A 24,045-nucleotide genomic window follows, 5' to 3' on the forward strand; every position below is an offset into this window, starting at 1 on the left:
CATGGGCGGTCAGCCATGTCGGGAGCGATCCCCCCTTGTTCCGGAATCAACCAATGAACAAACCCTTTGTCGTACCGGTCAACCCGGATTCTGCGTGCCAGCCACCCTCTACCAAGGATTTTGTGGTTGACCGTACCTTCCGTGCGCTTGCACGCATAGGCGTGGTGTTGGTGCTGGCGCTGGTCTTCGCGCTGGTCTTCGAAGTAGGGCGCAAGGCACTTCCCGGCATGGAAAAGCACGGTTTTGATGTGCTGTTCGGCAGTGTCTGGGACGTTAACCAAGGCAAATACGGCATTTTGCCAGCTATTTGGGGCACGCTTTACAGCGCCCTTATCGCGTTGCTGATCGCAGGTTTCTTCGGCGTCAGCATGGCGATTTTTCTCACCCAGGATTTCCTGCCAGCCAAACTGGCGGCGGTGTTTCGCACCATCGTCGAATTGCTCGCCGCCATCCCCAGCGTGGTCTACGGCCTGTGGGGCATCTACGTGGTGATCCCGGCCATCCGCCCACTGACTGCGTGGCTGAACACTGAACTGGGCTGGATTCCTTTTTTTGGCACGTCCCTCAGCGGGCCGGGCCTGTTACCGGCCGCATTGGTACTGGCGATCATGATCCTGCCGACCATCGCTGCCGTTTCCCAGGACGCCCTCACGGGTGTACCGATGAAAACCAAGCAAGCCGCCTACGGCATGGGCACCACCCACTGGGAAGCGATTCTCAAGGTGATGGTGCCGTCCGCTGCGACCGGCATCTTCGGTTCCCTGGTGCTCGGCCTCGGTCGTGCCCTGGGTGAAACCATGGCCCTGGCCATGCTGGTGGGTAACGCCAATAACATCTCGCTGTCGCTGTTTGCACCGGCCAACACCTTGGCGGCCCTGTTGGCGCTGAACTTCCCCGAAGCCGGGCCCAACGAGATCGAAGTGTTGATGTACGCCGCCCTGGTGCTGATGTTCATCACGCTGCTGGTGAACATCATCGGTTCGATGATCATGGTCTACGCCCAGCGGGGGACTAAATAATGACTGACCTTTCTACGCCGATGACGGCCATGCCGAGCCTGCAGCGCCGGTTCGAGGGCCGTGCCCTGCGCAGCCTGGTGCTGACCACCCTGGTGTGGTTCGGCGCACTGCTGGCCAGCGTGCCGCTGATTTCCGTGCTCTACATGCTGATCACCCGTGGCGGTGCGCGCCTGAGCCTGGAAGTGTTCACCGAACTGCCGCCTACCGGTTTCGAGACTGGCGGCGGCTTCGGCAACGCCATGGCCGGTACCTTCGTGATGGTCGGTATCGCTGCCGCCATCGCGGTGCCGGTCGGCATCCTGGCGGCGATTTTCCTCGCGGAATTGGGGCCGGACAGCAAGCTGGCCAACGCCTCGCGCTTTGCCGCCAAGATGCTCACCGGCTTGCCATCGATCCTGGCGGGTGTGTTCGCCTACGCCCTGGTGGTGATGACCACCGGCACATACTCGGCCCCGGCCGGTGGCGTGGCGTTGGCCGTGCTGATGCTGCCGATCGTGGTGCTGACGGCGGAAGAGTCGATGAAGATGGTGCCCAAGATCATGAAGGACGCCGCCTACGGCATGGGCTGCACCCGCTCGCAGGTGATCTGGAAAATCGTCTTGCCCACCGGCATGCCCGCGATCCTCACGGGCGTCATGCTCGCCGTGGCCCGCGCCGCCGGCGAAACCGCACCGCTGTTGTTCACCGCGCTGTTCAGCAACTACTGGATCTACCACGACGGCAGCCTGGCGGTGATGAATCCGACCGCGTCCCTGGCCGTGCTGATCTACAACTTCTCCGGCATGCCGTTCGACAACCAGCTCGAGCTCGCCTGGGCGGCTTCGTTGGTGCTGGTGATGATCGTGCTGGTCGTGAATATCGTGAGCCGTATTTTCGGCAAGCCCAAGTACTAAGAACGGGAGCATCTGAATTTTGAACATGTCAACTGCGCAAGTAGCCGCTCCGTTTATCACTCAGTCGCCTGTGGTCATGGACTGCAAGCTGGACAAGATTTTCTACGGTAATTTCATGGCGGTGCGTGACAGCCATGTGCCGATCGAGAAAAACAAGATCACCGGTTTCATCGGCCCGTCCGGCTGCGGCAAGTCCACGGTGCTGCGTAGCCTCAACCGCATGAACGACCTGGTGAAGGGCTTCCGTTTCGAAGGCCATGTGCACTTCCTCGGCCAGGACGTATACGGTAAAGGCGTTGACCCGGTGGTCGTACGTCGCTACATCGGCATGGTCTTCCAGCAGCCGAACCCGTTCTCGATGAGTATTTTCGACAACGTGGCCTTTGGCCTGCGCCTGAACCGCTACAAGGGCGACCTCGGCGACCGCGTCAAGCACGCCCTGCAAGGCGCTGCGTTGTGGGATGAGGTCAAGGACAAACTCAAGGTCAGCGGCCTGTCGCTGTCCGGCGGTCAGCAGCAACGCCTGTGCATCGCCCGCGCCATCGCCACCGAGCCGGAAGTGCTGTTGCTGGACGAACCCTGCTCGGCACTCGACCCGATTGCCACGCGCAGGGTGGAAGAGCTGATGGTCGAGTTGAAGAAGGACTACACCATCGCACTGGTCACCCACAACATGCAGCAGGCGATCCGTGTGGCCGATACCACCGCGTTTTTCTCGGTGGACATCTCCCAGGGCACCCGTACCGGTTACCTGGTGGAAATGGGCGCGACCACGCAGATCTTCGAAAACCCGCGCGAACAAATGACCGGGGACTACATCAGCGGCAAGTTCAGCTGACCCGCCATTCATCGTTTTTCAGGATTGCCAATGACCGCAACACGTCGTCTTGATTTGCTCGCCATCGAACGCGCCCTGCGTGAGGTCCAGAGCCGTTTTGCCCAGCTCAGCCGGGACTTTACCGAGCCACGCGACCCGCTGACGGACGAAGTGCTGCAGAATGTGCTTGAAGGCTACGCGCTGATTGACGACTATGTGGCGCGCGGTGTCGATCTGTTCGACCTTCAGCAGCTGAACCTGATGCTGGAGATCAACGCCACCGTGCTGTGCGGCACGGACCCGGTACGCAGGCGTGAATACGCCCAGCACCTGGCGGCCACCGAAGTGCATTTTTTCAACAATGTCGAAGGTGGCATCAAGGACTTGTACAACTGGTACTGCAAGCACCACAACGAGTCGGTGTGGAAGCGTGCAGCCGGGGTGTATGTGCGGGTCCTCAGCAAGCCGCAGTTGTTCATTGAAGGCAACCACCGCAGTGGCTCGCTGATCGTCAGCTACATGTTAATGCGCGAGGGGTTGGCCCCATTTGTACTGACGCTGGACAACGCCGAGGGCTACTTCAACCCGTCCTCGGTCATACGCAACTCCGCCAAGCATGGCGTCATGGCCTTGTACGAATTGCCCAAGATCAAGAAAAAATATGCCGCGTTCCTGGAAGATAAGGCCCCTGATCCAATGGAGTTTTTCCTGAGCGACACACCTGTGCCTGTGTATCAGGGAAATCAATGATGGGAAGGTACCCAGTGCTCGACACAATCAAGCGGGTGTTCAAGCGTCAACGCATTCGTATCTCGTTCGATATCGATGACACGCTGGCCTGCCAGTTGCACCACAGCGCGACCGAACATAGTCGCTTGCCGGCGTGTGTGCACCGTTGGCTGGGTGAGCCGCTGCGCAGCGGCACCCGCAAGCTGACCCGCGAGCTGCGCCGCCAGGGCTGCAGCGTGTGGGTCTACACCTCGTCGGGCCGCACGCCGTCCTACATCCGTCGTTGGTTGTTGTTGTACGGCATTCATGTGGATGGCGTGGTCAACAGCGTGCGACACAACCAGGCTCTCACCGAGCGTGGGCTGACGAGCACACCGTCGAAATTCCCGCCGGCCTTCGACATTGACTTGCATGTCGATGATTCCGAGGGTGTGCAGCTTGAAGGCGTCGACCATGGTTTTCGCGTGGTGGTCGTCGACCCGGAAGACGAGCAGTGGGCGCAACGCGTGCTGGATGCGGTTGCGCAGGTCCAGGCGCAGCTTGCCCGGCAGCAACCGCAGCGGCACAAGGTGCCAGTGCGGGCGTATCCGGGGTTGACGCTCAACGGATAAAATCACTCGACGGATGAAATAAAAGGGAGCGACTGAGTGATCAGTCGCTCCCTTTTCTCTTACTGGGCGCTCAACGCCCCAAGAAACTCGGTATGGCGCAACACCTTCGAAAACATCGGCAGCGTGAAGTTTTCGGCGGCCTTTTGTTGTTCGTCGGTGAAGGTGGCGGTGCAGTCGCTCAAGGTCACCACGTTGTAACCCTTCTCATACCCTGATCGCACCGTGCCTTCGACGCAGCAGTTGGTCAGAAAGCCTGCCACCACCAGGTTCTGGACACCATTGTTGCGCAGCACCAGGTCCAGGCCCGTGGTGGCAAAACCATCCAGCCCGCGCTTGCCTTCCACGAGAATATCCCCGGGTTCACGGGTAATCGACTCGCTGATCTCGGCCCCCCAACTGCCGGTACGAAACGCGCTGCCGTCGGCTACACCTTTGAGAATCCCATAGTCGCGCAATGCCAGCTCCGGATAGCCTTCGGCGAACTGGATGGGCAGGTGAATGATCTTTACGCCCAGTGTGCGCGCTTGTTGCACGGTGGTGGCGGTGTTGGCCAGCATGTCGGACTGATGCATCACGTCTTTGACCGCGTCATGGAACACACCACCCGGGGTGGTGAAGTCGTTCTGGAATTCGATCAGGACAAGGGCGGTGGCGTTGGGATTCATCTCGGGTCTCCGATAGGGGGGGTCACTGCGGGTATTCCGCTACCAGCCGCTGGGGAACCAGAGGCGGGCGAGCCTGACGTCTCGGATCAGGCACATCGCCTTAGCATAGTCGGCTTCAACATCAATGGGCAGCGACCCGCAGGCTCGTCAGGAAAGGCTGATGGTTCAGTAGGAATACAAGGCCTCCAGTGTTAGATTCTTCGGGCTTCTCACCCCACAAGGACAGTGCAATGACCCGCTATTTCAAACATCCGGACAGTGACCAGGTTGAAGAGGTCGACGCCTTTCAGGTCCTGGCCGTACTGTTTCTCGGCCCTCTCTACCTGCTCTTCGCGGGCCTTTGGCGCCACTTGCTGATCTGGGGGGCCGCCCTCGGACTGGGCCTCTTGGCAGGCCCGCCCTGGGCGGCGATACCGATTGCAGTATTGCCCATCATCTACTGTTTCCTGATACGTAAAATCGTGGCAGGTGAGTATCTGAAGAAGGGCTGGGTCGAGGTGCCCGATCCAGCGCTGGCGCTCAAGAAGCCAGCGCCAGACGCTGCGTCTGTTACAGAATAGTTACGTCAAAGTCGCCTTCGCCGGCTTTTTGAAGGATGACGTCCGGACATACCTGGCCAGTTTCCACAGGCCACTACCCAATGCGGCCAGGGCAACGGCTACGAGCAAGTTGGCCACCCCTTCGCCAATCTGCTCGGGCGTCACAAATCGGGAAAGCATCTTCACCGACGCAGTGACGATCAGGTAGACGGTCAACATCCAAAACACGACCGCAGTCGCGTAGACCGGCATCGACAGGGTTGTGTGTAGCCAGGTAGGGGACTTGTGCATCAGCGATGACTTCCTTGTTGGGCTGAAGGGTCAGAGAGTCGTGGCAATGGCCTGGGCCAACTGCATGTCAGACATTAGGGGGGCAGTGTAGTTTGAACGGTAGTAGCGCGATGCCTGTTCAAACTGCGCCCCACGGATCTCTCCCCCTGAGCCGATATACGCAAGTGCATCGCTTTTGGAGGATTTGAACAGGTCAGGAATAGCGGAGGTTAACGCCAGGGCGCCGGAGGTCAGCACAAACGGAGCGACCGACGTGAGCATCAGCGCGGCCTGAAACGGGTTGTTGTTCTCGGCGGCCACGGCTGAGTTGCCGAGCACTGCCAGGGCAATGATTGTAAATACCTTGCGTGAGTCCATTCTGCGATGTGTCCATTCCGTTGGGGGCGTCACAGTACCAGAGCTGGCGGGTTGCCGAGCAACAGGTCTCTTGGACTGGCTTCCAAAAGCTAATCTAGATCACTGATCTAACAAGCTTTTTTCACCCGTCCAGTTGTGCGATAAAGCTGTCTTGCGACCTTGCATCGAGGCGAAGGGATCTATATATTCCCAACCCTGCAACACGCGCTGCCGCCCGAATGGCGAAACTGGTAGACGCATGGGACTTAAAATCCCCCGCTCGTAAGGGCGTCCCGGTTCGATTCCGGGTTCGGGCACCATAGATATCAAGGGCTTGCCGGGGAAACCTGACGCAGGCCCTTATCTTTTTTAAGAACAAAAAAAGCCCCGGATCATCCGGGGCTTTTTTGCATGTGCGGCTTATACAAACGGCTGACCACTAAATCCCCGTGGCAAACGCTGCAACCCTGGCAAGTCCGTCAACCGTTGTGTCCATGCACTGCGCCAGTCGACGGCGGTGTGGCTCTTGGCCTTGCGATTGGCACGGCGGGCGGCATTGCGCTGGGTGCGGCGCGCTTCCTTGTAGGCTTCGGTATTGCGGCAGGTACGGCATTTGACCCGGTTCAGCTCGTTGCTGGAAGGCAGGTTGTTGCCGTGGTGACCACAGGCGAGGTGGCCGGCGACCTTGAAGTGAATGACCATGTAAGCGTCTCCTTCTTGGGGGTACGCGCATCGGTAGACCCACGATGCACGCGGGGAGGGCGGGGTAGTAAAACCCCGGCACCTAAGGTTACGACCCCAGGTGCAGCTGAGCGTTCGGTTGGGTGCCTGGGCTGTTCAAGGTCGGGGTCGGACGTTAACCTGCCACCCACCCCATCCATGAAAAGGAAGCAATGATGAGCGCCGACACCCCGCCGCAAGAGGGTAGCTGCCGTTGTGAACGTGTACGTTTCAGCGTGAGTGCCGCCCCAGTGATCACCATGGCCTGTCACTGCACCGGTTGCCAGAAGATGTCCTCAAGCGCGTTCTCCCTGAGCGCGTTGATTCCCGCCAGCGGTTTTACGGTGACCCAGGGCTGCCCGGTGATCGGCGGCCTGCAGGGCGTGGACCGGCATTACTTTTGCCCGCACTGCATGAGCTGGCTGTTCACCCGTCCCCATGGCATCGATGAGTTCGTCAACGTGCGTGCGACGTTGCTGGATAACGCCGGCGATTACGTACCTTTCATGGAAACCTGGACCCGCGAAAAATTGCCCTGGGTGTCCACGCCCGCCGTTGAAAGCTTTGCGCAATTGCCCGAACCTCAGGAATTTCCGCGCTTGCTGCAGGCGTACGCTGAGTTCATTCGATCAGCGCCAGCAAATCCGTAGTGCCCACATCCAGCCCCACCTGGCTCAGCAGGGTGGTGGCCTGGCCGCGATGATGGGTCTGGTGATTGAAGAAGTGCACCAGCAGGCCGAAGAACGGCTTGTCGGCTGCGACGCCGCGCATGTTGCTGTAGTGCAGGCGCTGATCCAGGTCGGGCTCGCGCACGGTGTGGGCCCAGTCGATGATCAGTTGGTCCAGCCAGGCGCGGTGGGTGGCCAGTTCGCGGATATCGGCAAATGCCAACTGCCTCAGGTCGAGCGGTGCGGCAATCGCCTCCAGCGGCGCCAGCGCTGTGTACCCGGCGGGATGCCCGGCAAAGCGCTTGAGCCACACGGTGTCGCCCAGCGCCACATGGTTCAGCGTGCCGAGGATCGAGCCGAAAAACGCCTGGCGATCCATCGACAACTGCGCGTCCGACAACGTGTTGGCCGCGTCGTAGAGCTTGCGGTTCATCCACTGGTTGTAGTTGGCCATCAATGCGATGTGTTCAATCCGGTTCACGTGGCTGTTCTCTCGAAGGCGCGGTGACGCAATGATAAGTCGCGCCCGCCCGGCGGTCATGGTGTTCCGGCAAGGCCGGGCTATGTTTGTTAAACGCCAACACTGCGCCCTGGGAGGGTAGCACCATGAACACCAGCGACTTACTGGAACAACTCTTGCGCGCCGGGCAAGGTGGCAGTGCTTCTTCGGGCGGTGGCCTCGGTGGGCTATTGGGCGGTTTATTGAAAGGCACCAGCACCGGCAATGCTTCAACCGGTGGCGGCCTGGGTGATCTATTGGGTGGCCTTGGCGGCATGCTGGGCGGTGCGACGGGCGCTCGTCCTGCCCAAGGGCGCTCCGGCGGGATGAACTACGCGGCACTGGCCTCCCTGGGCATGGCCGCATTCCAGGCCTATCAAGCCTGGCAACGCCAGCAGGCCAGCGCGCCGCAGCAAGCCTTCCAGACGGTGGACCAGCTCGACGGCTCCGCCGCCGAAGCCCATAGCCACGCGGTACTGCGTGCCTTGATCGCGGCGGCCAAGGCAGACGGGCGCATCGATGAGCAAGAGCAGCAGTTGATCTCCAATGAGCTGGGCCGGCATACCGACGACCCGCAACTGCAAGAGTGGCTCGACGCCGAAGTGGCCAAGCCGCTGGATGCCGCGGATTTCGCCGAGTTTGCCAGCGACCCGGCCGTGGCGGCCGAGGTGTACCTGGCCAGTGTGATGCTGGTGGACGATCAGCAGGACGCCGAACGCAATTACCTGGACGACCTGGCAGGGCAGCTGCAAATCGACCCGCAATTGCAACTGCACCTGGAACAACAAGCCAAGGCCTAGAAACGCAGCGTGGCGCCGGTGGTCAACCACTGCGCCCGATCACCGATCAGGCTGCGGCCGACCACCAGGTCCACGTCGACGAATTCGCCCAAATGCAACCGGGGCCCGGCCTGCCAGGCCTGGTCGCCGCCTTCCTGGCCGTAGCGTTCGGCGATCAGCGTCAGCAACGGCGCCACCTGGTATTCAAAACCGGTGCCCCAGGTCAGGCGGTGTTTCTGGTCACCATCGTTGTAGGCATGGGACCAGCCGGCATTCAGGTTCAGCCGCAGGGGTGTCAGCGGTTGCCAGGTCAACGGAATATTGAAGTCCGCGCCATCAAACCCGTGATGACGATCCAGGGCAAAGTGCGCGCCGGCGGACAGGGCCAGTTCCAGGCCCAGATCCTCCCGCGACCACACCTGGGCCTTTAGCTGCGGGTTCACCTGGGTTTCGCCCTTGTCTGTGCTGGTTGCACGCGACAGGGCCGCGCCCCATTGCACCGAAGGCAGCGCGGCGAAGGTGCAGGCCGGTGACAGCGTTTCTGTGTGGGTACTGCCGTCGTGGCGGTTGGTGGTGTACCAGGCGTCGACGTTGCATTCGCCTGGCGCGTTGATCGCACCGTCGTCGACCACATAGGAGCCGCCGGCCGCGTGGGCTTTTGACAGCAAGGCAATCGCCAGCAGGATGCCCAGGGTCAGGCCGATGAAGATCAAATTGCGCTGCAATGCGCGGCGTTTGGCCGGTGGCAGCAGCAGTAACGTGTGGCGTGCACCGCGGTAGTGACGCGCACGGTATTTGGCAAACCCGTCCTGACGGGCTGGGGTGTGTTTTTTGTGCATGATGCACCTCGCATGAATTCAGCTTTCTACGGTCAGTACCGAAATGCCGCTGGCTTTGGCCTGGCACACCAGCTCGCTGGTGTCGTCCCCGCCGGGCAGGGCGATGACCACATCGGGGCGGCTGTCGGTCAGCATGAAATGGTTGCGCTGGCGTTCCGCCTGTTTGCCGTGGCGTTGCCAGTTGGGCGGGTAGCGCACCACATCGATGCCCAGTTCCCGTGCCCATTCCTCGACGTCACTGCCGAGGAATTGATTGCCGCCGTGGATCAATACCTGCACCGGGCGCAGGCGGTGGTAAGCGTCCAGCACCTGGCGGGACATTTTGGTGTCGGCGTAATGACGACCTGCACAGATCAAGACGCGCATAGGGTGTTTCCTTGTAGTGCACGGTGGCGGCCGGGCGACCGCCACCGTTTAAACGGCGGGAGAGATCAGTACCACTGCTTGAAGCGGCGGATGTAGATCGTCTTCATCAGTTGGGCCACGCAGCAGTAGCTGAGCAAGGTGCCCACCAGCCATGGGAAGTAGGCCATCGGCAGCGGTTGCAGGCCCACCAGGGTGCCCAGCGGCGAGAACGGCACGTAGATCCCCAGCACGATCACCACGCAGGTCATCATCAACACCGGCCACGCGGCGGTACTCTGGAAGAACGGGATCTTGCGGGTACGCAGCATGTGCACCACCAGGGTTTGCGAAAGCAGGCCCTCGATAAACCAGCCGGACTGGAACAGGGTCTGCATCTCGACGCTGTTGGCGGCGAACACGTACCACATCAGCGCAAACGTGGTGATGTCGAAGATCGACGAGGTCGGCCCGATCCAGATCATGAAGCGGCCGATGTTTTTCGCATCCCACTTGCGCGGCTTGGCCAGGTATTCCTTGTCCATCTTGTCCCACGGCAGCGCCAGCTGGGAGATGTCGTACATCAGGTTCTGCAGCAGCAGGTGGATCGACAGCATCGGCAGGAACGGAATGAACGCACTGGCCACCAGCACCGAGAACACGTTGCCGAAGTTGGAGCTGGCAGTCATGTTCAGGTACTTCATGATGTTGCCGAAGGTCTCGCGACCCTTGAGCACGCCTTCTTCCAGCACCATCAGGCTCTTTTCCAGCAGGATGATGTCGGCTGATTCCTTGGCGATATCGGTGGCGGTGTCGACCGAGATCCCCACGTCGGCATCGCGCAGCGCCGGTGCATCGTTGATCCCGTCACCGAGGAAGCCCACGGTGTGGCCGTTGGCTTGCAGCGCCTTGAGCACCCGGGATTTCTGCAGCGGTGTCAGCTTGGCAAATACCGTGCGTTCTTCCACGCGGCGCAGCAGTGTCGCGTCGTCCATCGCTTCGATTTCGGTGCCCAGCAGCGGCTGGCCTGGATCGAGGCCGACCTGGCGGCAGATCTTGCTGGTGACCACCGCGTTGTCGCCGGTGAGCACTTTGATCGCAACGCCAATCTGTTGCAGCGCGGCAATCGCAGGGCCGGCGGTTTCCTTCGGTGGATCGAGGAAGGTCAGGAAGCCCTGGATCACCAGGTTGCGCTCATCGGCCGTGGTGTATTGCTGACGCGCCAGGGATTTAGGGATGTGACGGGTCGCCACCACCAGCACACGGAAACCGTCTTCGTTGTAGTCGTTGGCAATCGCCAGCAACTCCTCGCGGCGACGCTCATCCAGTGGCACCGCAGCGCCGGCTTCCATCACATGGGTGGAGATGCCCAGCATCTCTTCCACGGCGCCTTTGCACACCAGCAGTTGATCGTCGGCGGCATCCTTGACCACGATTGACAGGCGACGGCGGACGAAGTCGAACGGCAACTCATCGACCTTGCTGTAGGCAAACGGCACCTGGAACTTCGGATTACGTTCCGAGAACTCCACCACGGCCTGGTCCATCAGGTTTTTCATGCCGCTCTGGTGATGGCTGTTGAGCCAGGCCAGGGACAGCACCGCATCATCACGTTGGCCGAAGGCGTTGACGTGGTGTTCGAGGATGATCTTGTCCTGGGTCAGCGTGCCGGTCTTGTCGGTGCACAGTACGTCCATCGAGCCGAAGTTCTGGATCGCGTTGAGGCGCTTGACCACCACTTTGCGCTTGGCCATGGCCGTGGCGCCCTTGGCCAGGTTGGCGCTGACGATCATCGGCAGCATTTCCGGGGTGAGGCCTACGGCCACCGCCAGGGCAAACAGGAACGCATCGCCCCAGTCACCCTTGGAGAAGCCATTGAGCAGGAACACGATCGGCACCATCACCAGCATGAAGCGGATCAGCAACCAGCTGACGCTGTTCACGCCCCGGTCGAAGGCGGTTTGCACCCGCGAGCCGACAATCGCCTTGGCCAGGGAGCCAAAGTAGGTGCGTGCCCCGGTGGCCACGACGACAGCCTGCGCACGCCCGCTGACCACGTTGGTGCCCATGAAGCAGATGTTGGGCAGGTCCAGCAGGTTGCCCTGGTCGGCGGCCATGGAACTGGCGGATTTCTGCGTGACATCGCCGAGGGTGTCGTACTTTTCGACCGGCAAGGCTTCGCCGGTCAGCACCGCCTGGCTGATGAACAGGTCACGGGACTCGATCAGGCGGATATCGGCCGGGATCATGTCGCCGGCCGACAGCTGCACGATATCGCCGGCTACCAACTCGCGCATCGGCACCTCACGCAGGGTCGGCTGGGAACCCACTTGCTCACGGCGTAGCACGGTGGCGGTGGTGCGGACCATGGCCTTGAGGGCTTCGGCGGATTTGGCCGAGCGGTGTTCCTGCCAGAAGCGCAGCAGGCTGCTGAGCAATACCATGGTCATGATGATGATGACTTTGGTCGGGTCGGCGTCTTCGCCTTCCTGCATCGGCAGCCAGCAGTCAGTGAAGAAACTGATGCCGCCCAGGGTCAGCAGTACATAGATGAACGGGTTGTTCAGTGCCTGCAGGAACTGCACGATGGCGTGAGGCGGCTTGTCATGCGCCACTTCGTTGTAGCCTTCGCGTTGCAGGCGCGCCTGGGCGTCCAGCTCGGTGAGGCCGTCTTTGGTGGCGCGGACGTTGGCCAAGGTGGCCGACAATCCGTTCTGGGCTTCGCGGGCGGCACGCATCGACAGTTTGGCGTCGGTGTGGCTGCTGCTCTTTTTGTTCAGTGGGGCGTTTTTTACGGCGCTCATGGTGTGTGCTCCTGTCGCCAATTTTTCGACAAAACATACCCGTTACCGGCCTGATGACAGGCGAGCGAAAGCATGCCGAGTCGCTAACTTCGCGATCGGTTTAAATAAGGTGTTCACATAACTTCTACAGCGCCCGCTAACAGCGCGTTAATTAACTAACGCGCAGCGGGCTACTACTGGACGTGTTCATAAAGAACTCCAGAACAATAATCAGGAAGTTGCTGTTTCCAGCCGGGTCAGGCGGCGCGAGCGCTCACATACAGACCGAGCATCAAGCTGGCCTGGGCCAGGCTGGAAACCTTGGGTCTCTGTGGGTCTTGAGGGTCGGCGTGATCCCAGTGCTGGACCAGTTGGCCGCTGTCAGGGCAGATACGCCAATGCGCCAGCGGGTGAGCCGGGCGCATTTGAGGGGAGGGTGCAGCAAAGGCAGAGCGGGTAGGCGAAAAACCTACGGGCTCGCGGCACAGCTTGGCGCGCAGGGCGGCCGCGAGTGTGCGTACATCGGGCAAAGCAAGGGTTAGCAAGGTCATAACACACCTCGGGACCGGACGGGCGACCGGCGAGGCAGTTACGGTGGAGCATCAAGCTCTAGCGCAGCTTACCGGACCGGGGAGGCGAGTCCTGTCATGTTCTGGGTTTGGCGCCCGATGCCCGCCAAGGCGGTGCTCGGACAGCGACTAGATACTGTGTCCATTGGCTTCTTTTGTGAGGTTTAAAAAAGGCCCCAGTTGCAGGCACGGGCAATCTACTCAGGGCGATGCAGGATGTCAACGCTTAATGTATTAATTCATTACAAGTTCAGAGTTCGTTCAGATAGAAGGCCTGTTTCAGTTCTGCTTCGGCTGTATCGTTACTTGCACTAAGTCAGCGTTGTGAGCAGGGAGCTAATTGTTTTGACGATGGAGATGAACGGGCTTGCCTGCATCCTCCCAGGGGGGATACGATCAGGCTTCGTCGAAGGAGCCTCTCAATGAGCGAACACGCCCACCAAACCCATGAAGCCATCGTCAAACGCCTCAAGCGTGCCGAAGGTCATTTGCGCAGCATCACCAGCATGATCGAGGCGCAGCGCCCGTGCGTGGATATCGCCCAGCAACTGCACGCGGTGGAGAAGGCGGTCTGCCAGGCCAAGCGCACGCTGATCCAGGACCATATCGACCATTGCCTCGAAGGCAGTGTGACGCTGGATGGCCAGGCTTCGCTGGCTGAGCTCAAGCAACTGACAAAATACCTATAGGCAGCACGCCAGGGAGCGCCCATGTTCGATGTGCTCAGCGATAAAACCTACCGTCGCCTGTTTTTCGCCCAGGTGATGGCCCTGCTCGGCACCGGCTTGACCACCGTCGCCCTGGGGCTGCTGGCGTTCGAGCTGGCAGGTGATCAGGCCGGCACCGTGTTGGGGACCGCGTTGGCGATCAAGATGCTGGCCTACATCGGGGTTGCGCCGGTGGCGGCCGCCTTTGCCGAGCGCTTGCCGCGCAGGGCGATGCTGGTGGGCCTGGATCTGACACGCGCGCTGGTCGCACTGGCGTTGCCCTTCGTCACCGAGGTGTGGCAGGTCTATCTACTGATTTTTGTGCTGCAGTCGGCGTCGGCGGCGTTCACGCCGACGTTCCAGGCGACCATCCCCGACATCCTCCCCGACGAGGCGCAGTACACCAAGGCACTGTCCCTGGCGCGTCTGGCCTACGACCTGGAAAGTGTGGCCAGCCCGATCCTGGCGGCGATGCTGTTGAGCGTCATCAGCTTCCACAGCCTGTTCGCCGGGACCTCGATGGGTTTTTTGGTTTCGGCCTTGCTGGTGTCGTCGGTGCTTTTGCCGCAAGCCCAGGTGAAGCTGCGGCGCGGTATCTATGACCGCACCACCCGTGGCCTGCGGATATTCCTGGCAACGCCGCGCCTGCGCGGTCTGCTGGCACTCAACCTGGCGGTGGCGGCGGCCAGTGCGATGGTCATCGTCAACAGCGTGGTGCTGGTGCAAGCCGGGTTTGCCTTGCCGCAACGCTTCACGGCATTTGCGCTGGCCGCGTTCGGCGCCGGTTCGATGATGGCGGCGCTGGTGTTGCCGAGGTTGCTGGCGCGTCTCAGCGACCGTGTGGCCATGCTGTCGGGCGGTGGGCTGCTGATCCTGGGGCTCAGTGTAGGCGTGTATCTATCGGATTACCGGCAACTGCTGGTGCTGTGGTGGGTGCTGGGGCTGGGCTATTCCCTGGCGCAAACCCCGGGCGGGCGCTTGCTGCGCCGCTCCGCCCATGCCGAGGACCGGCCGGCGCTGTTTGCCGCGCAATTTGCGTTGTCGCACATCTGCTGGCTGCTGACGTACCCGCTGGCCGGCTGGCTCGGTGCCAACTTCGGCATGTCGCAGACGTTTGCCAGCCTGGCCTTTGTGGCCACCCTGGCATTGATCGCGTGCGCCAGCCTGTGGCGACCGGAGCATGAGCAAGCGATGGTGCTGCATGAGCACCCTGACCTGCCAGCCGGCCACCCGCACCTGGTCCACCCGGCAGCCGGTGTGCACCGACACGTGTATGTGATCGACGACCTGCACCGCCGCTGGCCGGCCTGATCAGAGGCCTTGCCAGGCCAGCAGCGCCAGGTAGATCAGCACCAGTCCACAGGCGGCATAACTGATGCGCTGCCAAATAGGCGAGGCGTTCTGACGCAACAGGTTCACCAGAGCGGCAATCAGAAAGCATGACAAGATCGACGCGAGCATGAACCCGGCAAAGAACATCAGCGTCTGCCCGTGGCTGGGCGTGGTGCCGACAATCCCCGACAGCGCACTGCCCAGTGCGCCCCAGTAGACGATGTTCTTCGGGTTGGCCAGGGAAATTGCGGCGCCTACCGCCAGGGCATTTTGCCGGGTGCTGGCGGGCGCGCTGTCCGGTTGTGGCAGGTGCCAGGCATCGACCAGGCTGCGTACGCCCAGCCAGGCCAGGTACAACGCACACACCACCGTCAACGGCACACGCACCGCGTCATGCTGGATCAGCAGGGCGATCCCGGTCAGGCCGATCACTGCCCACACGGCATCGCCCACCAGTGAGCCGAACTGCACCAGCAGGGCTGGTGTAAAGCCATGCAGCAAGCCACGGCGCAGGGTCTCCGCGAGCACGGCGCCGGGGGAGAGGCAAAACACAAAACCGAATATCAGTGCATAAAAAAAGATCGTCAGCATGCCTGCATTTCCTTCAAGTGAGGCGGGGCAGTGTGAGGATGTGCAGGCGCGGTGTCTTGGACCAGATTGCTCTGTTCAGCGTTTTACGGTGCTTTGGTAGTGGCCAGGGGTGATGCCGTAGGCCGCCCGGAAATGCCGGTTCAGGTGACTCTGGTCGGCGAAGCCCAGGTCGTGGGCCGCCTCGCCAGCGGGGACGCCCTTGCGCAACAGGCCTTTGGCGCGACGGGTACGCAACTGCATGGCCCACTCCCGGGGCGTCAGCCCGGTTTCTTTCTGGAAGGCACGCAGCAGGTGGAATTTGGACAGCCCCAGTTCGCCGCCCAGGTGGTCCAGGGTCAGGGGTTGATGCAGGTGTTCGGCGAGCAATTCCTGGGCGCGGCTGACCAGGGGTTTGCCGGGATTGGCGCTGCCGGGCAGGCGTACCCCGCTGATGTTCACCACTTCACCCAACAGCAGCACCAAGGCGTCTTCATTCACGTCGCGAACCAGCGCGTCACCGCTTAGCGCTCCCTTGATCGCGGCGGCCAGTCGCAGGGCAAGCTCGGGCTGAACACATAAAGCACGGTCAAATTCCAGGTGCACCAGCCCCAGGTCCGCCGCCAATTGTTCCGCCGTGGCGTACAAGCTCACAAAGTGCCAGGGCGCACCATCGGCCGCACCGCCGCCTTGAATCTGGCCGGGATTGTACAAGGTGATGGCACCGGGGCCGGCGTGGAACTCGCGACGATCCAGCCAGACTTTTTCCTCGCCTACCAGGTTCACGCCGATCACACATTCATCATGGCTATGGCGGGCAAAGGTCAGCCCGTTGCAGGCCGTGCTACTGACTTCATAGTTGCCCAGCCAGGCGTGTTGCACGGCGCTCATCGATTTCACTCAGTCGGGGGACAGGCACGAGCATACGCTGGCCGGGGGGATCAAATCGACCGTTGATTGACCCGGCGCGCCAGTTCATCGGCGCTTTCCTTGCGCTCCGAGTAACGGTCCACCAGGTCCGGACGGTCGCGCAGCAGCAGGGTGAAGCGCACCAGTTCCTCCATTACATCGACGACCCGATCATAAAGCGCCGAGGGCTTCATGCGGTCCTGTTCATCGAACTCCATGAAGGCCTTGGGCACCGAGGACTGGTTGGGGATGGTGAACATGCGCATCCAGCGCCCCAGCACCCGCAGTTGGTTGACGGTGTTGAAGGACTGGGAGCCGCCGGACACTTGCATCACCGCCAGGGTCTTGCCTTGAGTCGGGCGCACCGCGCCCAGGGTCAAGGGCACCCAGTCCAGTTGCGCCTTGAACACCGCCGACATCGAGCCATGCCGCTCGGGCGAGCACCACACCTGGCCTTCGGACCACTGCATCAGTTCCAGCAGTTCCTGCACCTTGGGGTGATCGCTGGGCGCGTCATCGGGCAACGGCAGGCCACTGGGATTGAAGATGCGGGTGTGTGCGCCGAAGTGCTGCAACAGGCGTGCGGCTTCTTCCACCAGCTGGCGGCTGAACGAGCGTTCGCGGGTCGAGCCGTAGAGCAGCAGGATGCGCGGCGGCTGGTCCGCGCCGCCGAGTTTTGAGTCGACCAGGGACAGGTCCAGGTTGGGCAGGGTGGTCATAGGGCCTCCGATTACAACTGCGCAATACGCGCAAGTTCCGCCTTGAGGTCGGCAGGGCTGAGTTCGTCGAAGGGCAGGACGAAAAACGCCCGGCAACGTGTGGCGATGGTCTTCAGCGTGGCGTCGAATGCCGCTTGCACACTGGCGTCGTCACCCTGGACGTCCGACGGGTCTTCCAACCCCCAGTGCGCCTTCACCGCCGGCCCGAAATACACCGGACAGGCTTCACCGGCGGCCTTGTCGCACACGGTAATCACCACATCCGGCGGGCTGCCTTCAAAGGCGTCGTTGCCCTTGCTGTACAGCCCTTCGGTACTGATGCCGGCCGCCTGCAACGTACTCAAGCTGCGTGGCAGCACCTGGCCCTTGGGAAAGCTGCCCGAACTGATCGCCTCGAAACCTTCCGGCGCCAGGTGGTTGAACATCGCTTCGGACAAAATGCTGCGGCAGCTGTTGGCGGTACACATGAACAGGACTTTCATCGGGGTATCTCCGTTAGAAACTCAGGCGCAGGGCGAGGGCGGCGAGGGTGATCAACAGCACCGGCAGGGTCAGCACGATGCCGACCTTGAAGTAGTAGCCCCAGGTGATGCTGATGCCTTTGCGCGCCAGGATGTGCAGCCACAGCAAGGTGGCCAGGCTGCCGATAGGGGTGATCTTCGGGCCGAGGTCGCTGCCGATCACGTTGGCGTAGATCATCGCGTCCTTGACCACGCCCACGGCATGGCTGGACTCGATGGACAGCGCACCGATCAACACGGTCGGCAAGTTGTTCATCGCCGACGACAGCAACGCCGTCAGCACACCGGTGCCCATGGCCGCGCCCCACACGCCGTAGGTGGCGAACGTATCGAGCCAGGTCGCCAGGTAAGTGGTGAGGCCGGCGTTGCGCAGGCCGTAGACCACCAGGTACATGCCCAGGGAAAAGATCACGATCTGCCACGGTGCTTCCTTCAGCACTTTGCGCGTGGAAATCTTGTGCCCCTTGGCGGCGATCACCAGCAACAGCAGGGCGCAGGCGGCGGAAATAGCACTGATCGGAATGCCCAGCGGCTCCAGGGCAAAGCACCCCACCAACAGGATACCCAGCACCCACCAGCCGGCGCGGAAGGTGGCGCGGTCGTGGATGGCGCTGGCAGGGTCTTCCAGGTCGGCCGGGTCGTAGGTTTGTGGAATATCGCGGCGGAAGAACCACAGCAGCACCGCCAGGGTGGCCGCGACGCTGACGAAGTTCACCGGCACCATCACGGCGGCGTATTCGTTGAAACCGATCTTGAAGTAGTCGGCCGAGACGATGTTCACCAGGTTCGACACTACCAGCGGCAGGCTCGCGGTATCGGCGATAAATCCGGCGCCCATGACAAAGGCCAGGGTCGCCGCCGGGGAGAAGCGCAGGGCCAGCAGCATCGACATCACAATGGGTGTCAAGATCAGCGCCGCGCCGTCATTGGCAAACAGCGCCGACACCAGCGCGCCGAGCAGCACCATGTAGGCAAACAAACGCCGTCCGCGCCCGCGTCCCCAGCGCGCCACATGCAAGGCGGTCCAGGCGAAAAAACCAGCCTCATCCAGCAGCAGGCTGATGATGATCAGCGCGACAAAAGTGCCGGTGGCATTCCAGATGATGTGCCACACCACCGGAATGTCAGCCAGGCTGATCACGCCGAAGGCCAGGGCCAGGATCGCGCCCAAGGTTGCGCTCCAGCCGACGCCCAGGCCCTTGGGCTGCCAGATGACCAGGACAATGGTGAAGATAAAAATCGCAATGGCGACAAGCATGGATAAACGCTCCGATGGCTCAGCAGCAGCTGCTGGCCCGTTGTGGTCGGTCGCCCATTGCATCCAGACGCAGTGCGTCGTTGTGCAACCAGGGCTGGTTGGCTTGCAGGGTGGTGTGCAGCACCTGCGTCACCCACTCGGGCAGCGCAGGATTGATGCGGTAGTAGATCCATTGACCCTGACGACGGTCCTGCAGCAACCCGCAACTGCGCAGTTGCGCCAGGTGCCGGGAGATTTTTGGCTGGCTGTCGTCCAAGGCATGGATCAGTTCGCACACGCAAAGTTCGCCTTCGCGCAGGATCAATAACGTCAGGCGTGCCCGGGTGGCATCGGCCAGACATTTGAATAGGGTGGGGGGCGAGATGAGGTCCGACATGGTCAAGGCCTTCGTATATATGGTTATCCGAATATACGTATTTCCATATGTGTAGGTCAAATCCCGTTTCAATTGACTTGGATCATATGTCTCGAAAATCACCACAAGTGTTTGAAATTAAAATGAAACACGAATGTCCTAAAGTGCCTGCCCATTGCTGATGAAGGAAGAACCCGCGTGACCCGTGCCACTCGCAACCTGCGCAAGACCCTGGATTCCGTTGCGGAAAATAACGAAACCGCGGCGTTCGACCTGATGCGCGCCGTCGAGAAACTCGGCGATGAAGTGCTGCGCCAGCGCCTGCTCAATACCATTCACCGACTTAACCAGGATGCCCACGAACTGCGCGAAGCGCGTGATTCGGTGGAGCAGGTGTCGGTGCGGCTCGCCTGAGCAAGATCGTTCAAGACAACCCCACTGTTGCGCTGGCATGCTTGTCGACTGTCTGTCGATGAGCCGTTTCCATGCCTACTGCCTTACCTCATTACGCCTTCGCTCGCGGCGCCATCGCCGTCATTCCCTTGTCCCTGGCCTGCGCGCCCTGGGGACTGTTGGCCGGTTCCATGGCCATCGATGCGCAATTCAGTCCGTTGGAAGCCCAAGGCCTTTCTGCCATCGTATTCGCCGGTGCGGCGCAACTGGTTGCCATCGGCATGGTCAAGAGTGGCGCCAGCCTGATTTCCATCGTGCTGACCACTTTGCTGCTGACCTCCCAGCATTTGCTGTATGGCATGCATTTGCGGCCGGTCCTTTCTCCCCTTAAAACTCGCTGGCGCATGAGCCTGGGCTTTCTGCTGACCGACGAATTCTTTGCGCTGGTCAGTCACTATGACCGCGAGACCTTCAATCGCTGGTATGCCTTGGGCGTGGGTCTGACGTTCTACATCGCCTGGAACCTGTTCACCCTGGCCGGCATCGTGCTCGGCAAGAGCATTCCCGGTCTCGACCAACTGGGCCTGGAATTCTCCATCGCCGCTACTTTCATCGCGTTGATTACGCCGGTGGTGCGTGACATCCCCACGGTGGTCTGTGTGGCCGTGTCATTGCTGTTCTCGGTGTGGCTGAGCTTCCTGCATTGGGAGTCGGCGGTGGTGGTGTCCGGCCTGCTGGGCATGAGCGCAGGGTATGCCTGCAAGCGACTGGGAGTAGGGCAGCAATGATCTACATCATGATTGTGGCCATGGGCCTGGTGGTGTTTCTCAACCGTTACCTGTTTATCGAGCCACGCCTGCCGGTGCGCCTTAACCGTGGCGCGCGCGAGTTTTTGGGATTCGCGGTGCCGGGCATGCTCACGGCGATTTGCGGGCCGATCATTTTCCTGGCCGACCACCAGCTCAACCTGAGCCCGGCCAACCCTTACCTGCTGGCGGGTATCAGCGCCGTGGCGTTGATGTTCTGGACGCGCAATGTGCTGATGACGGTGCTGCTGAGCATGGCGTTGTTCTATCTGTTCCGCTGGCTGCTCTGAGCACAACCGGGACGAAAAAAAGCCCGCGGGAGAGCGGGCCGAAGGGAGACTTCTAAAAATGAGCGTGACCACTATAGGTCGCGCCTTGCCCCTTTACAGTGAAACAAAGTTCATGCGGCCATCAGTCCGGCCAGTGGCAATGGTACAGTCGCGTTTTTTTCCAACGGAGCAATGGCATGCACAAGGTGGTAATTGGCGCACTGGTACTGGCGGCCCTGGCCGGTTGCGCGGGTTCGAAGATGAAAGAGGCGCGCGCAGGCACGCCTTACAAGACCCTGGCTTCGGACAAGGCCACCCTGGTCGTTGCCGAGTGCGTACAGTTCGGCTGGCAGGACGAAAGTGTGTTCGGCGTTGACGCCGGCGGCTTCAAGGAGCCAATCGGCGCGGGTGGCTTCACGGTGTACACCACCGCCGGCGATTACTTTGTCGATGTGCAGAGCGCGGGCAGCGGTTCCACCATCAAGTACTACGCCATCGAAGACAATATGCCGGCCAAGCGTCGTTTGGCCGCACTGGCGACCTGCCTGTAATCCGTTGCCTTAGTCGATTTAGGAAATGCCTGGCACGACAGCCGCAAGGCATTCGCTTATGATTCACCCGCTCGCCCGACATGATGGCTCTTTACTAGTACACGGACGTCGAGGCCTAAACGTCGGGCGAGCTCCTTTTTAGCCCTCAGCGCGGCATGAAACCCAGGTGCCAGCGCCGAGGGATCTTCAGCGATACCAGCCCCAGCAACCCCGCCAATCCACCGCTGACGATCAGCGCCTTGAGCCCCAGTTGCTGCTCCAGCAGCGCACCGATTACTGCCCCCACGAACATCCCGGCCCAAGGGATCAACTGCACGCGCCAGCCATTGCGGCGCTCGCCGAGCAGCCAGCGCCCCAGCCCACGGCCAAAGCGTGACAGTGCGCCGGTGACGTAAGTCAGACCCACCGGCAGCCCGTTGACCTCTTCCACCGCAGCATTGAGCATGCCCATTGCGATGATCGCCGCCAGCAGCGCGGGCAAGGTGTCGGCGAAGGGCAGCAGTGCACCGCCGCACAGCAAGGCGGCAATACACAGCAGTAAGGGCAGGGCATGGCGACGGCTGAGTCGGCTGACCACCACGCCCAGCGCGTTACCCACCACAAAGGTCGCCACCAGCAACAGCAGCCGCCCGGTCAGGCCCAGGTCACCCGCGCTGATCGCCACTGCCAGGCGCGTGGTGTTCCCGCTCATGAACGACACAAAGTCGCCGCTCGCCATGAAGCCGATGGCATCGGTCATGCCCGCCAGCACCGACAGGCTGGCCACCAGCATCAGGCCGACGCGGCCACGCCAACGCTGTCGATGGGCCAGTGCAGCATTGGCAGAGGGCTTGCGCGGCGAAGGCAGCATAGGACCGGGTTCCTCGGTGAGATTATCCGGCCACTACGGTAGGACGCTTTCAGCGCGCATGCAATGACCTCAGGCAGGGTCCAGGGTCCAGCCCGTGTGCTGCCAGTCCAGGAAATGTGTCGGTTTGATCGCCTGCACAAACGCTGCGTCATGGGACACCACCAGCATGGCCCCGGTGAAACACTGCAGCGCCTGCTCAAAAGCCATCACCGACTCCAGGTCCAAGTGGTTGGTCGGCTCGTCCAGCAACAGCAATTGCGCCGGCACTGCACGCCACAGGGCTACCGCCATCGCGGCTTTCAAACGTTCGCCGCCGCTGAGTTGCTCGGCGGGTTGGTTCACGCGCAGGGCATCCAGTTGCAGCAGGGCCAGGCGCGTGCGTAATTCGCCTTGCGCCAGCGGTGTGTCCAACAGGTTAAGTTGTTCGACGATGGAGCGATGGTCGTCGAGCAGCGCGATGTGCTGATCGATGTAGGCGCTGGGTACGTGCACGTGGCATTCGCCGCGTTCTGCACGCCATTCTCCCGCCAACACTTTGAGCAGCGTGGATTTGCCGCAACCGTTGGGCCCATGCACAGCCACCCGCACCGGGCCGGCGAGGTGCACGTTGAGGCAGGTCGACGGCAGCCAGGGTAATTGCGCGTCGATCAACGACAGCACCTGTCGGCCGTTGGGCACCGCTGAAGCAGGTAATGCCAACAGCGTCGGCGTTTCATCCTCGACTCGTGCATGGGCTTGGCGCACCTGGGCATCCAGCGCCTGTTTGTGTTGCTCATGCGCGCTGCACACCGTGCTGACGATCTGCGTGGCAGCGCCTTTCCAGCGCGCTTTGGTGAAGCGATCGATGTTGGCCGTTTCCGCATGTTTGCGTGAGCGGGCGGCATGGCGTTGCAGGTTGTCGTGGTCTTTTTGCAGGCGCCGTTTTTCGCGGCTGCGTTCCAGGCGGGCGTGTTCCAGCGCGGCGACGGCGGCGTGTTGTTCAGCCTCGCGCTGTTGTCGATAGGCGTCGTAGTTGCCGCCATATACGTTTACGCCGAGCGGCGACAGTTCAATGATGCGCCCCATGGCGTTGAGTAATTGCCGATCATGGCTGACCACCACCAGGCCGCCACGCCATTCGTCGAGGACACGCAGCAGCCAGGCGCGGCCATCGCTGTCGAGGTGGTTGGTGGGCTCATCGAGCACCAGCAACTGTGGCGCGGCTAGCAGCGCGCCGATGACGGCGACCCTGGCCAACTGGCCTCCGCTGAGTTGACGGGTGGGGGTATCAACAGAAAGCCGCGACAACCCTGCGGCATCCAAGCGACTACGCAAGCGCTCGGCCAAGTCCCAGCGATCATCAATCAATTCAAGGTCATCGATCTGTGCGGCGCCTGCGGCCATACGCTCAAGGGCGGTCAATATCGCAGCCGTGCCGGTAAGATCGGCGACGGTATCGCCTGGTGCTACCACGACGTTCTGCGCGACATAGATCACGCTGTTCGGGCAGTTCAACGAGCCGGAGGAGGGCGACAGCAGCCCCGCGATCAATTTGGCGAGTACGCTTTTACCTCGACCATTGCGCCCCACGATGCCGGTGGGGGTGTAATCGATGGACAGGTTCAGGTCATCCAGCAGCGTGTCGCCATTGGCGAACTGGAAGGATAAGTGTTGCAGGGAAACAAGCACGGGCAGCCGGTTGACGTCAGTCATCAGCACCTCCAAAAAAA

31 protein-coding genes and 1 tRNA gene are annotated in these 24,045 nt (G+C 61.4%); 15 read left to right on the forward strand and 17 right to left on the reverse strand.

Going from position 1 to position 24,045, the window contains the following annotated elements:
• The first annotated feature begins 53 nt into the window (after nucleotides 1–53).
• The 5 genes from pstC (at nucleotide 54) to M2497_RS15485 (ending at nucleotide 4,069) form a co-directional block, all read left to right on the forward strand.
• Nucleotides 54–1,019: a phosphate ABC transporter permease subunit PstC gene (gene pstC, locus M2497_RS15465; protein ID WP_248481400.1), complete on the forward strand. Its 966-nt coding sequence runs from the start codon at nucleotides 54–56 to the stop codon at nucleotides 1,017–1,019.
• Entirely contained in the window at nucleotides 1,019–1,912 is an 894-nt protein-coding gene (pstA, locus tag M2497_RS15470; protein ID WP_058427836.1) for a phosphate ABC transporter permease PstA, read from the forward strand. Before pstC ends, pstA begins: the two co-directional genes overlap by 1 nt.
• Before the next feature lie 76 nt (nucleotides 1,913–1,988).
• On the forward strand, nucleotides 1,989–2,750 hold the full coding sequence (gene pstB, locus M2497_RS15475) for a phosphate ABC transporter ATP-binding protein PstB (RefSeq protein WP_217649954.1): 762 nt from the start codon (nucleotides 1,989–1,991) through the stop codon (nucleotides 2,748–2,750).
• A gap of 30 nt (nucleotides 2,751–2,780) precedes the next feature.
• Nucleotides 2,781–3,479 (forward strand): hypothetical protein, encoded by a 699-nt coding sequence (locus tag M2497_RS15480; RefSeq protein WP_248481401.1) that lies wholly within the window; start codon nucleotides 2,781–2,783, stop codon nucleotides 3,477–3,479.
• Entirely contained in the window at nucleotides 3,479–4,069 is a 591-nt protein-coding gene (locus M2497_RS15485; RefSeq protein ID WP_058427839.1) for a hypothetical protein, read from the forward strand. The genes M2497_RS15480 and M2497_RS15485 overlap by 1 nt, the downstream gene beginning before the upstream one ends.
• Nucleotides 4,070–4,128: 59 nt before the next feature.
• Here M2497_RS15485 and M2497_RS15490 read toward each other — a convergent pair whose 3' ends face one another.
• The gene (locus tag M2497_RS15490; RefSeq protein ID WP_248481402.1) at nucleotides 4,129–4,734 is read right to left on the reverse strand and encodes a cysteine hydrolase; all 606 of its coding nucleotides are present in this window, start codon (nucleotides 4,732–4,734) and stop codon (nucleotides 4,129–4,131) included.
• 230 nt (nucleotides 4,735–4,964) lie between these two features.
• On the opposite strand from M2497_RS15490, the gene M2497_RS15495 reads away from it, so the two are divergent.
• On the forward strand, nucleotides 4,965–5,294 hold the full coding sequence (locus tag M2497_RS15495) for a hypothetical protein (protein ID WP_058427841.1): 330 nt from the start codon (nucleotides 4,965–4,967) through the stop codon (nucleotides 5,292–5,294).
• Here M2497_RS15495 and M2497_RS15500 read toward each other — a convergent pair whose 3' ends face one another.
• Together M2497_RS15500 and M2497_RS15505 are read right to left on the reverse strand one after the other, a co-directional pair.
• Nucleotides 5,295–5,564 carry a hypothetical protein gene (locus tag M2497_RS15500; protein ID WP_248481403.1) on the reverse strand — a complete coding sequence of 90 codons (270 nt, stop codon included), beginning with the start codon at nucleotides 5,562–5,564 and terminating at the stop codon, nucleotides 5,295–5,297. It lies immediately after the preceding gene.
• 30 nt (nucleotides 5,565–5,594) lie between these two features.
• The gene (locus M2497_RS15505) at nucleotides 5,595–5,921 is read right to left on the reverse strand and encodes a DUF2388 domain-containing protein (RefSeq protein WP_248481404.1); all 327 of its coding nucleotides are present in this window, start codon (nucleotides 5,919–5,921) and stop codon (nucleotides 5,595–5,597) included.
• A gap of 212 nt (nucleotides 5,922–6,133) precedes the next feature.
• Between M2497_RS15505 and M2497_RS15510 the strand changes: the two genes are divergently transcribed.
• Nucleotides 6,134–6,220: transfer RNA gene (locus M2497_RS15510), tRNA-Leu, on the forward strand.
• 100 nt (nucleotides 6,221–6,320) lie between these two features.
• Here the strand turns inward: M2497_RS15510 and M2497_RS15515 are convergent.
• Entirely contained in the window at nucleotides 6,321–6,602 is a 282-nt protein-coding gene (locus M2497_RS15515; RefSeq protein ID WP_248481405.1) for a hypothetical protein, read from the reverse strand.
• A 194-nt stretch (nucleotides 6,603–6,796) separates the two neighbouring features.
• On the opposite strand from M2497_RS15515, the gene M2497_RS15520 reads away from it, so the two are divergent.
• Nucleotides 6,797–7,270, forward strand: a complete 474-nt coding sequence (locus M2497_RS15520) for a GFA family protein (protein WP_248481406.1) — start codon at nucleotides 6,797–6,799, stop codon at nucleotides 7,268–7,270.
• Here M2497_RS15520 and M2497_RS15525 read toward each other — a convergent pair.
• On the reverse strand, nucleotides 7,242–7,769 hold the full coding sequence (locus tag M2497_RS15525; RefSeq protein WP_248481407.1) for a DinB family protein: 528 nt from the start codon (nucleotides 7,767–7,769) through the stop codon (nucleotides 7,242–7,244). The two genes, M2497_RS15520 and M2497_RS15525, sit on opposite strands and share 29 nt — an antisense overlap.
• 125 nt (nucleotides 7,770–7,894) lie before the next feature.
• Between M2497_RS15525 and M2497_RS15530 the strand changes: the two genes are divergently transcribed.
• Entirely contained in the window at nucleotides 7,895–8,587 is a 693-nt protein-coding gene (locus M2497_RS15530) for a tellurite resistance TerB family protein (protein ID WP_248481409.1), read from the forward strand.
• On the opposite strand, the gene M2497_RS15535 is transcribed toward M2497_RS15530, so the two are convergent.
• The 4 genes from M2497_RS15535 to M2497_RS15550 form a co-directional block, all read right to left on the reverse strand.
• A complete protein-coding gene (locus M2497_RS15535; protein ID WP_248481410.1) occupies nucleotides 8,584–9,405 on the reverse strand; it encodes a hypothetical protein in 822 nt (273 codons plus the stop codon). The genes M2497_RS15530 and M2497_RS15535 overlap by 4 nt on opposite strands.
• Before the next feature lie 18 nt (nucleotides 9,406–9,423).
• Nucleotides 9,424–9,771: a DUF2493 domain-containing protein gene (locus tag M2497_RS15540; RefSeq protein WP_025999705.1), complete on the reverse strand. Its 348-nt coding sequence runs from the start codon at nucleotides 9,769–9,771 to the stop codon at nucleotides 9,424–9,426.
• Nucleotides 9,772–9,836: 65 nt separating this feature from the next.
• Nucleotides 9,837–12,551, reverse strand: coding sequence for a magnesium-translocating P-type ATPase (gene mgtA, locus M2497_RS15545; protein WP_248481412.1), 2,715 nt, complete (start codon nucleotides 12,549–12,551; stop codon nucleotides 9,837–9,839).
• A gap of 236 nt (nucleotides 12,552–12,787) precedes the next feature.
• Nucleotides 12,788–13,081, reverse strand: a complete 294-nt coding sequence (locus tag M2497_RS15550; RefSeq protein ID WP_248481414.1) for a hypothetical protein — start codon at nucleotides 13,079–13,081, stop codon at nucleotides 12,788–12,790.
• A gap of 440 nt (nucleotides 13,082–13,521) precedes the next feature.
• Between M2497_RS15550 and M2497_RS15555 the strand changes: the two genes are divergently transcribed.
• Both M2497_RS15555 and M2497_RS15560 read left to right on the forward strand, forming a co-directional pair.
• Nucleotides 13,522–13,788 carry a metal-sensing transcriptional repressor gene (locus tag M2497_RS15555; protein WP_248481416.1) on the forward strand — a complete coding sequence of 89 codons (267 nt, stop codon included), beginning with the start codon at nucleotides 13,522–13,524 and terminating at the stop codon, nucleotides 13,786–13,788.
• A 21-nt stretch (nucleotides 13,789–13,809) separates the two neighbouring features.
• Nucleotides 13,810–15,117 carry an MFS transporter gene (locus M2497_RS15560; protein ID WP_248481418.1) on the forward strand — a complete coding sequence of 436 codons (1,308 nt, stop codon included), beginning with the start codon at nucleotides 13,810–13,812 and terminating at the stop codon, nucleotides 15,115–15,117.
• Here the strand turns inward: M2497_RS15560 and M2497_RS15565 are convergent, their stop codons facing one another.
• The 6 genes from M2497_RS15565 to M2497_RS15590 all read right to left on the reverse strand — a co-directional run bounded on the left by M2497_RS15565 (nucleotide 15,118) and on the right by M2497_RS15590 (nucleotide 19,488).
• On the reverse strand, nucleotides 15,118–15,729 hold the full coding sequence (locus M2497_RS15565; protein WP_248481419.1) for a LysE family transporter: 612 nt from the start codon (nucleotides 15,727–15,729) through the stop codon (nucleotides 15,118–15,120).
• A 75-nt stretch (nucleotides 15,730–15,804) separates the two neighbouring features.
• Nucleotides 15,805–16,596: an AraC family transcriptional regulator gene (locus M2497_RS15570; protein ID WP_248481420.1), complete on the reverse strand. Its 792-nt coding sequence runs from the start codon at nucleotides 16,594–16,596 to the stop codon at nucleotides 15,805–15,807.
• Nucleotides 16,597–16,646: 50 nt separating this feature from the next.
• Nucleotides 16,647–17,333: an arsenical resistance protein ArsH gene (gene arsH, locus M2497_RS15575; RefSeq protein WP_248481421.1), complete on the reverse strand. Its 687-nt coding sequence runs from the start codon at nucleotides 17,331–17,333 to the stop codon at nucleotides 16,647–16,649.
• 11 nt (nucleotides 17,334–17,344) lie between these two features.
• Nucleotides 17,345–17,815: an arsenate reductase ArsC gene (locus tag M2497_RS15580; protein ID WP_248481422.1), complete on the reverse strand. Its 471-nt coding sequence runs from the start codon at nucleotides 17,813–17,815 to the stop codon at nucleotides 17,345–17,347.
• A 13-nt stretch (nucleotides 17,816–17,828) separates the two neighbouring features.
• A complete protein-coding gene (locus tag M2497_RS15585; protein WP_248481423.1) occupies nucleotides 17,829–19,112 on the reverse strand; it encodes an arsenic transporter in 1,284 nt (427 codons plus the stop codon).
• Nucleotides 19,113–19,131: 19 nt separating this feature from the next.
• Nucleotides 19,132–19,488 carry a metalloregulator ArsR/SmtB family transcription factor gene (locus M2497_RS15590; protein ID WP_058427858.1) on the reverse strand — a complete coding sequence of 119 codons (357 nt, stop codon included), beginning with the start codon at nucleotides 19,486–19,488 and terminating at the stop codon, nucleotides 19,132–19,134.
• Between the two features lie 177 nt (nucleotides 19,489–19,665).
• Between M2497_RS15590 and M2497_RS15595 the strand changes: the two genes are divergently transcribed.
• The 4 genes from M2497_RS15595 to M2497_RS15610 all read left to right on the forward strand — a co-directional run bounded on the left by M2497_RS15595 (nucleotide 19,666) and on the right by M2497_RS15610 (nucleotide 21,486).
• A complete protein-coding gene (locus M2497_RS15595; protein WP_025856028.1) occupies nucleotides 19,666–19,881 on the forward strand; it encodes a hypothetical protein in 216 nt (71 codons plus the stop codon).
• A gap of 71 nt (nucleotides 19,882–19,952) precedes the next feature.
• Nucleotides 19,953–20,648 (forward strand): AzlC family ABC transporter permease, encoded by a 696-nt coding sequence (locus M2497_RS15600; RefSeq protein WP_248481425.1) that lies wholly within the window; start codon nucleotides 19,953–19,955, stop codon nucleotides 20,646–20,648.
• Entirely contained in the window at nucleotides 20,645–20,956 is a 312-nt protein-coding gene (locus M2497_RS15605; RefSeq protein WP_071488226.1) for an AzlD domain-containing protein, read from the forward strand. Before M2497_RS15600 ends, M2497_RS15605 begins: the two co-directional genes overlap by 4 nt.
• Nucleotides 20,957–21,132: 176 nt before the next feature.
• Nucleotides 21,133–21,486: a hypothetical protein gene (locus M2497_RS15610; RefSeq protein ID WP_058427861.1), complete on the forward strand. Its 354-nt coding sequence runs from the start codon at nucleotides 21,133–21,135 to the stop codon at nucleotides 21,484–21,486.
• A gap of 145 nt (nucleotides 21,487–21,631) precedes the next feature.
• On the opposite strand, the gene M2497_RS15615 is transcribed toward M2497_RS15610, so the two are convergent.
• Together M2497_RS15615 and M2497_RS15620 are read right to left on the reverse strand one after the other, a co-directional pair.
• A complete protein-coding gene (locus M2497_RS15615; RefSeq protein WP_248481427.1) occupies nucleotides 21,632–22,336 on the reverse strand; it encodes a YoaK family protein in 705 nt (234 codons plus the stop codon).
• 69 nt (nucleotides 22,337–22,405) lie between these two features.
• Complete coding sequence (locus M2497_RS15620) at nucleotides 22,406–24,028, reverse strand: ABC-F family ATP-binding cassette domain-containing protein (protein WP_248481428.1); 1,623 nt, start codon at nucleotides 24,026–24,028, stop codon at nucleotides 22,406–22,408.
• Nucleotides 24,029–24,045: the final 17 nt, after the last annotated feature.

This window comes from Pseudomonas sp. CYM-20-01 (assembly GCF_023169845.1).
Classification (GTDB): Bacteria; Pseudomonadota; Gammaproteobacteria; order Pseudomonadales; family Pseudomonadaceae; genus Aquipseudomonas; species Aquipseudomonas azotoformans.

Bases quoted from the DNA above. Each gene is read 5' to 3' on its own strand.
- M2497_RS15585 (WP_248481423.1), bottom strand. From the start codon at position 19,112: ATGCTTGTCGCCATTGCGATTTTTATCTTCACCATTGTCCTGGTCATC.
- M2497_RS15490 (WP_248481402.1), bottom strand. From the start codon at position 4,734: ATGAATCCCAACGCCACCGCCCTTGTCCTGATCGAATTCCAGAACGAC.
- pstC (WP_248481400.1), top strand. From the start codon at position 54: ATGAACAAACCCTTTGTCGTACCGGTCAACCCGGATTCTGCGTGCCAG.
- M2497_RS15500 (WP_248481403.1), bottom strand. From the start codon at position 5,564: ATGCACAAGTCCCCTACCTGGCTACACACAACCCTGTCGATGCCGGTC.
- M2497_RS15495 (WP_058427841.1), top strand. From the start codon at position 4,965: ATGACCCGCTATTTCAAACATCCGGACAGTGACCAGGTTGAAGAGGTC.
- M2497_RS15505 (WP_248481404.1), bottom strand. From the start codon at position 5,921: ATGGACTCACGCAAGGTATTTACAATCATTGCCCTGGCAGTGCTCGGC.
- M2497_RS15515 (WP_248481405.1), bottom strand. From the start codon at position 6,602: ATGGTCATTCACTTCAAGGTCGCCGGCCACCTCGCCTGTGGTCACCAC.
- M2497_RS15485 (WP_058427839.1), top strand. From the start codon at position 3,479: ATGGGAAGGTACCCAGTGCTCGACACAATCAAGCGGGTGTTCAAGCGT.
- arsH (WP_248481421.1), bottom strand. From the start codon at position 17,333: ATGACCACCCTGCCCAACCTGGACCTGTCCCTGGTCGACTCAAAACTC.
- M2497_RS15550 (WP_248481414.1), bottom strand. From the start codon at position 13,081: ATGACCTTGCTAACCCTTGCTTTGCCCGATGTACGCACACTCGCGGCC.
- M2497_RS15590 (WP_058427858.1), bottom strand. From the start codon at position 19,488: ATGTCGGACCTCATCTCGCCCCCCACCCTATTCAAATGTCTGGCCGAT.
- M2497_RS15560 (WP_248481418.1), top strand. From the start codon at position 13,810: ATGTTCGATGTGCTCAGCGATAAAACCTACCGTCGCCTGTTTTTCGCC.
- M2497_RS15615 (WP_248481427.1), bottom strand. From the start codon at position 22,336: ATGCTGCCTTCGCCGCGCAAGCCCTCTGCCAATGCTGCACTGGCCCAT.
- M2497_RS15555 (WP_248481416.1), top strand. From the start codon at position 13,522: ATGAGCGAACACGCCCACCAAACCCATGAAGCCATCGTCAAACGCCTC.
- M2497_RS15570 (WP_248481420.1), bottom strand. From the start codon at position 16,596: ATGAGCGCCGTGCAACACGCCTGGCTGGGCAACTATGAAGTCAGTAGC.
- M2497_RS15520 (WP_248481406.1), top strand. From the start codon at position 6,797: ATGAGCGCCGACACCCCGCCGCAAGAGGGTAGCTGCCGTTGTGAACGT.
- mgtA (WP_248481412.1), bottom strand. From the start codon at position 12,551: ATGAGCGCCGTAAAAAACGCCCCACTGAACAAAAAGAGCAGCAGCCAC.
- M2497_RS15530 (WP_248481409.1), top strand. From the start codon at position 7,895: ATGAACACCAGCGACTTACTGGAACAACTCTTGCGCGCCGGGCAAGGT.
- M2497_RS15605 (WP_071488226.1), top strand. From the start codon at position 20,645: ATGATCTACATCATGATTGTGGCCATGGGCCTGGTGGTGTTTCTCAAC.
- M2497_RS15580 (WP_248481422.1), bottom strand. From the start codon at position 17,815: ATGAAAGTCCTGTTCATGTGTACCGCCAACAGCTGCCGCAGCATTTTG.
- pstB (WP_217649954.1), top strand. From the start codon at position 1,989: ATGGACTGCAAGCTGGACAAGATTTTCTACGGTAATTTCATGGCGGTG.
- M2497_RS15600 (WP_248481425.1), top strand. From the start codon at position 19,953: ATGCCTACTGCCTTACCTCATTACGCCTTCGCTCGCGGCGCCATCGCC.
- M2497_RS15565 (WP_248481419.1), bottom strand. From the start codon at position 15,729: ATGCTGACGATCTTTTTTTATGCACTGATATTCGGTTTTGTGTTTTGC.
- M2497_RS15620 (WP_248481428.1), bottom strand. From the start codon at position 24,028: ATGACTGACGTCAACCGGCTGCCCGTGCTTGTTTCCCTGCAACACTTA.
- M2497_RS15610 (WP_058427861.1), top strand. From the start codon at position 21,133: ATGCACAAGGTGGTAATTGGCGCACTGGTACTGGCGGCCCTGGCCGGT.
- M2497_RS15540 (WP_025999705.1), bottom strand. From the start codon at position 9,771: ATGCGCGTCTTGATCTGTGCAGGTCGTCATTACGCCGACACCAAAATG.
- pstA (WP_058427836.1), top strand. From the start codon at position 1,019: ATGACTGACCTTTCTACGCCGATGACGGCCATGCCGAGCCTGCAGCGC.
- M2497_RS15535 (WP_248481410.1), bottom strand. From the start codon at position 9,405: ATGCACAAAAAACACACCCCAGCCCGTCAGGACGGGTTTGCCAAATAC.
- M2497_RS15480 (WP_248481401.1), top strand. From the start codon at position 2,781: ATGACCGCAACACGTCGTCTTGATTTGCTCGCCATCGAACGCGCCCTG.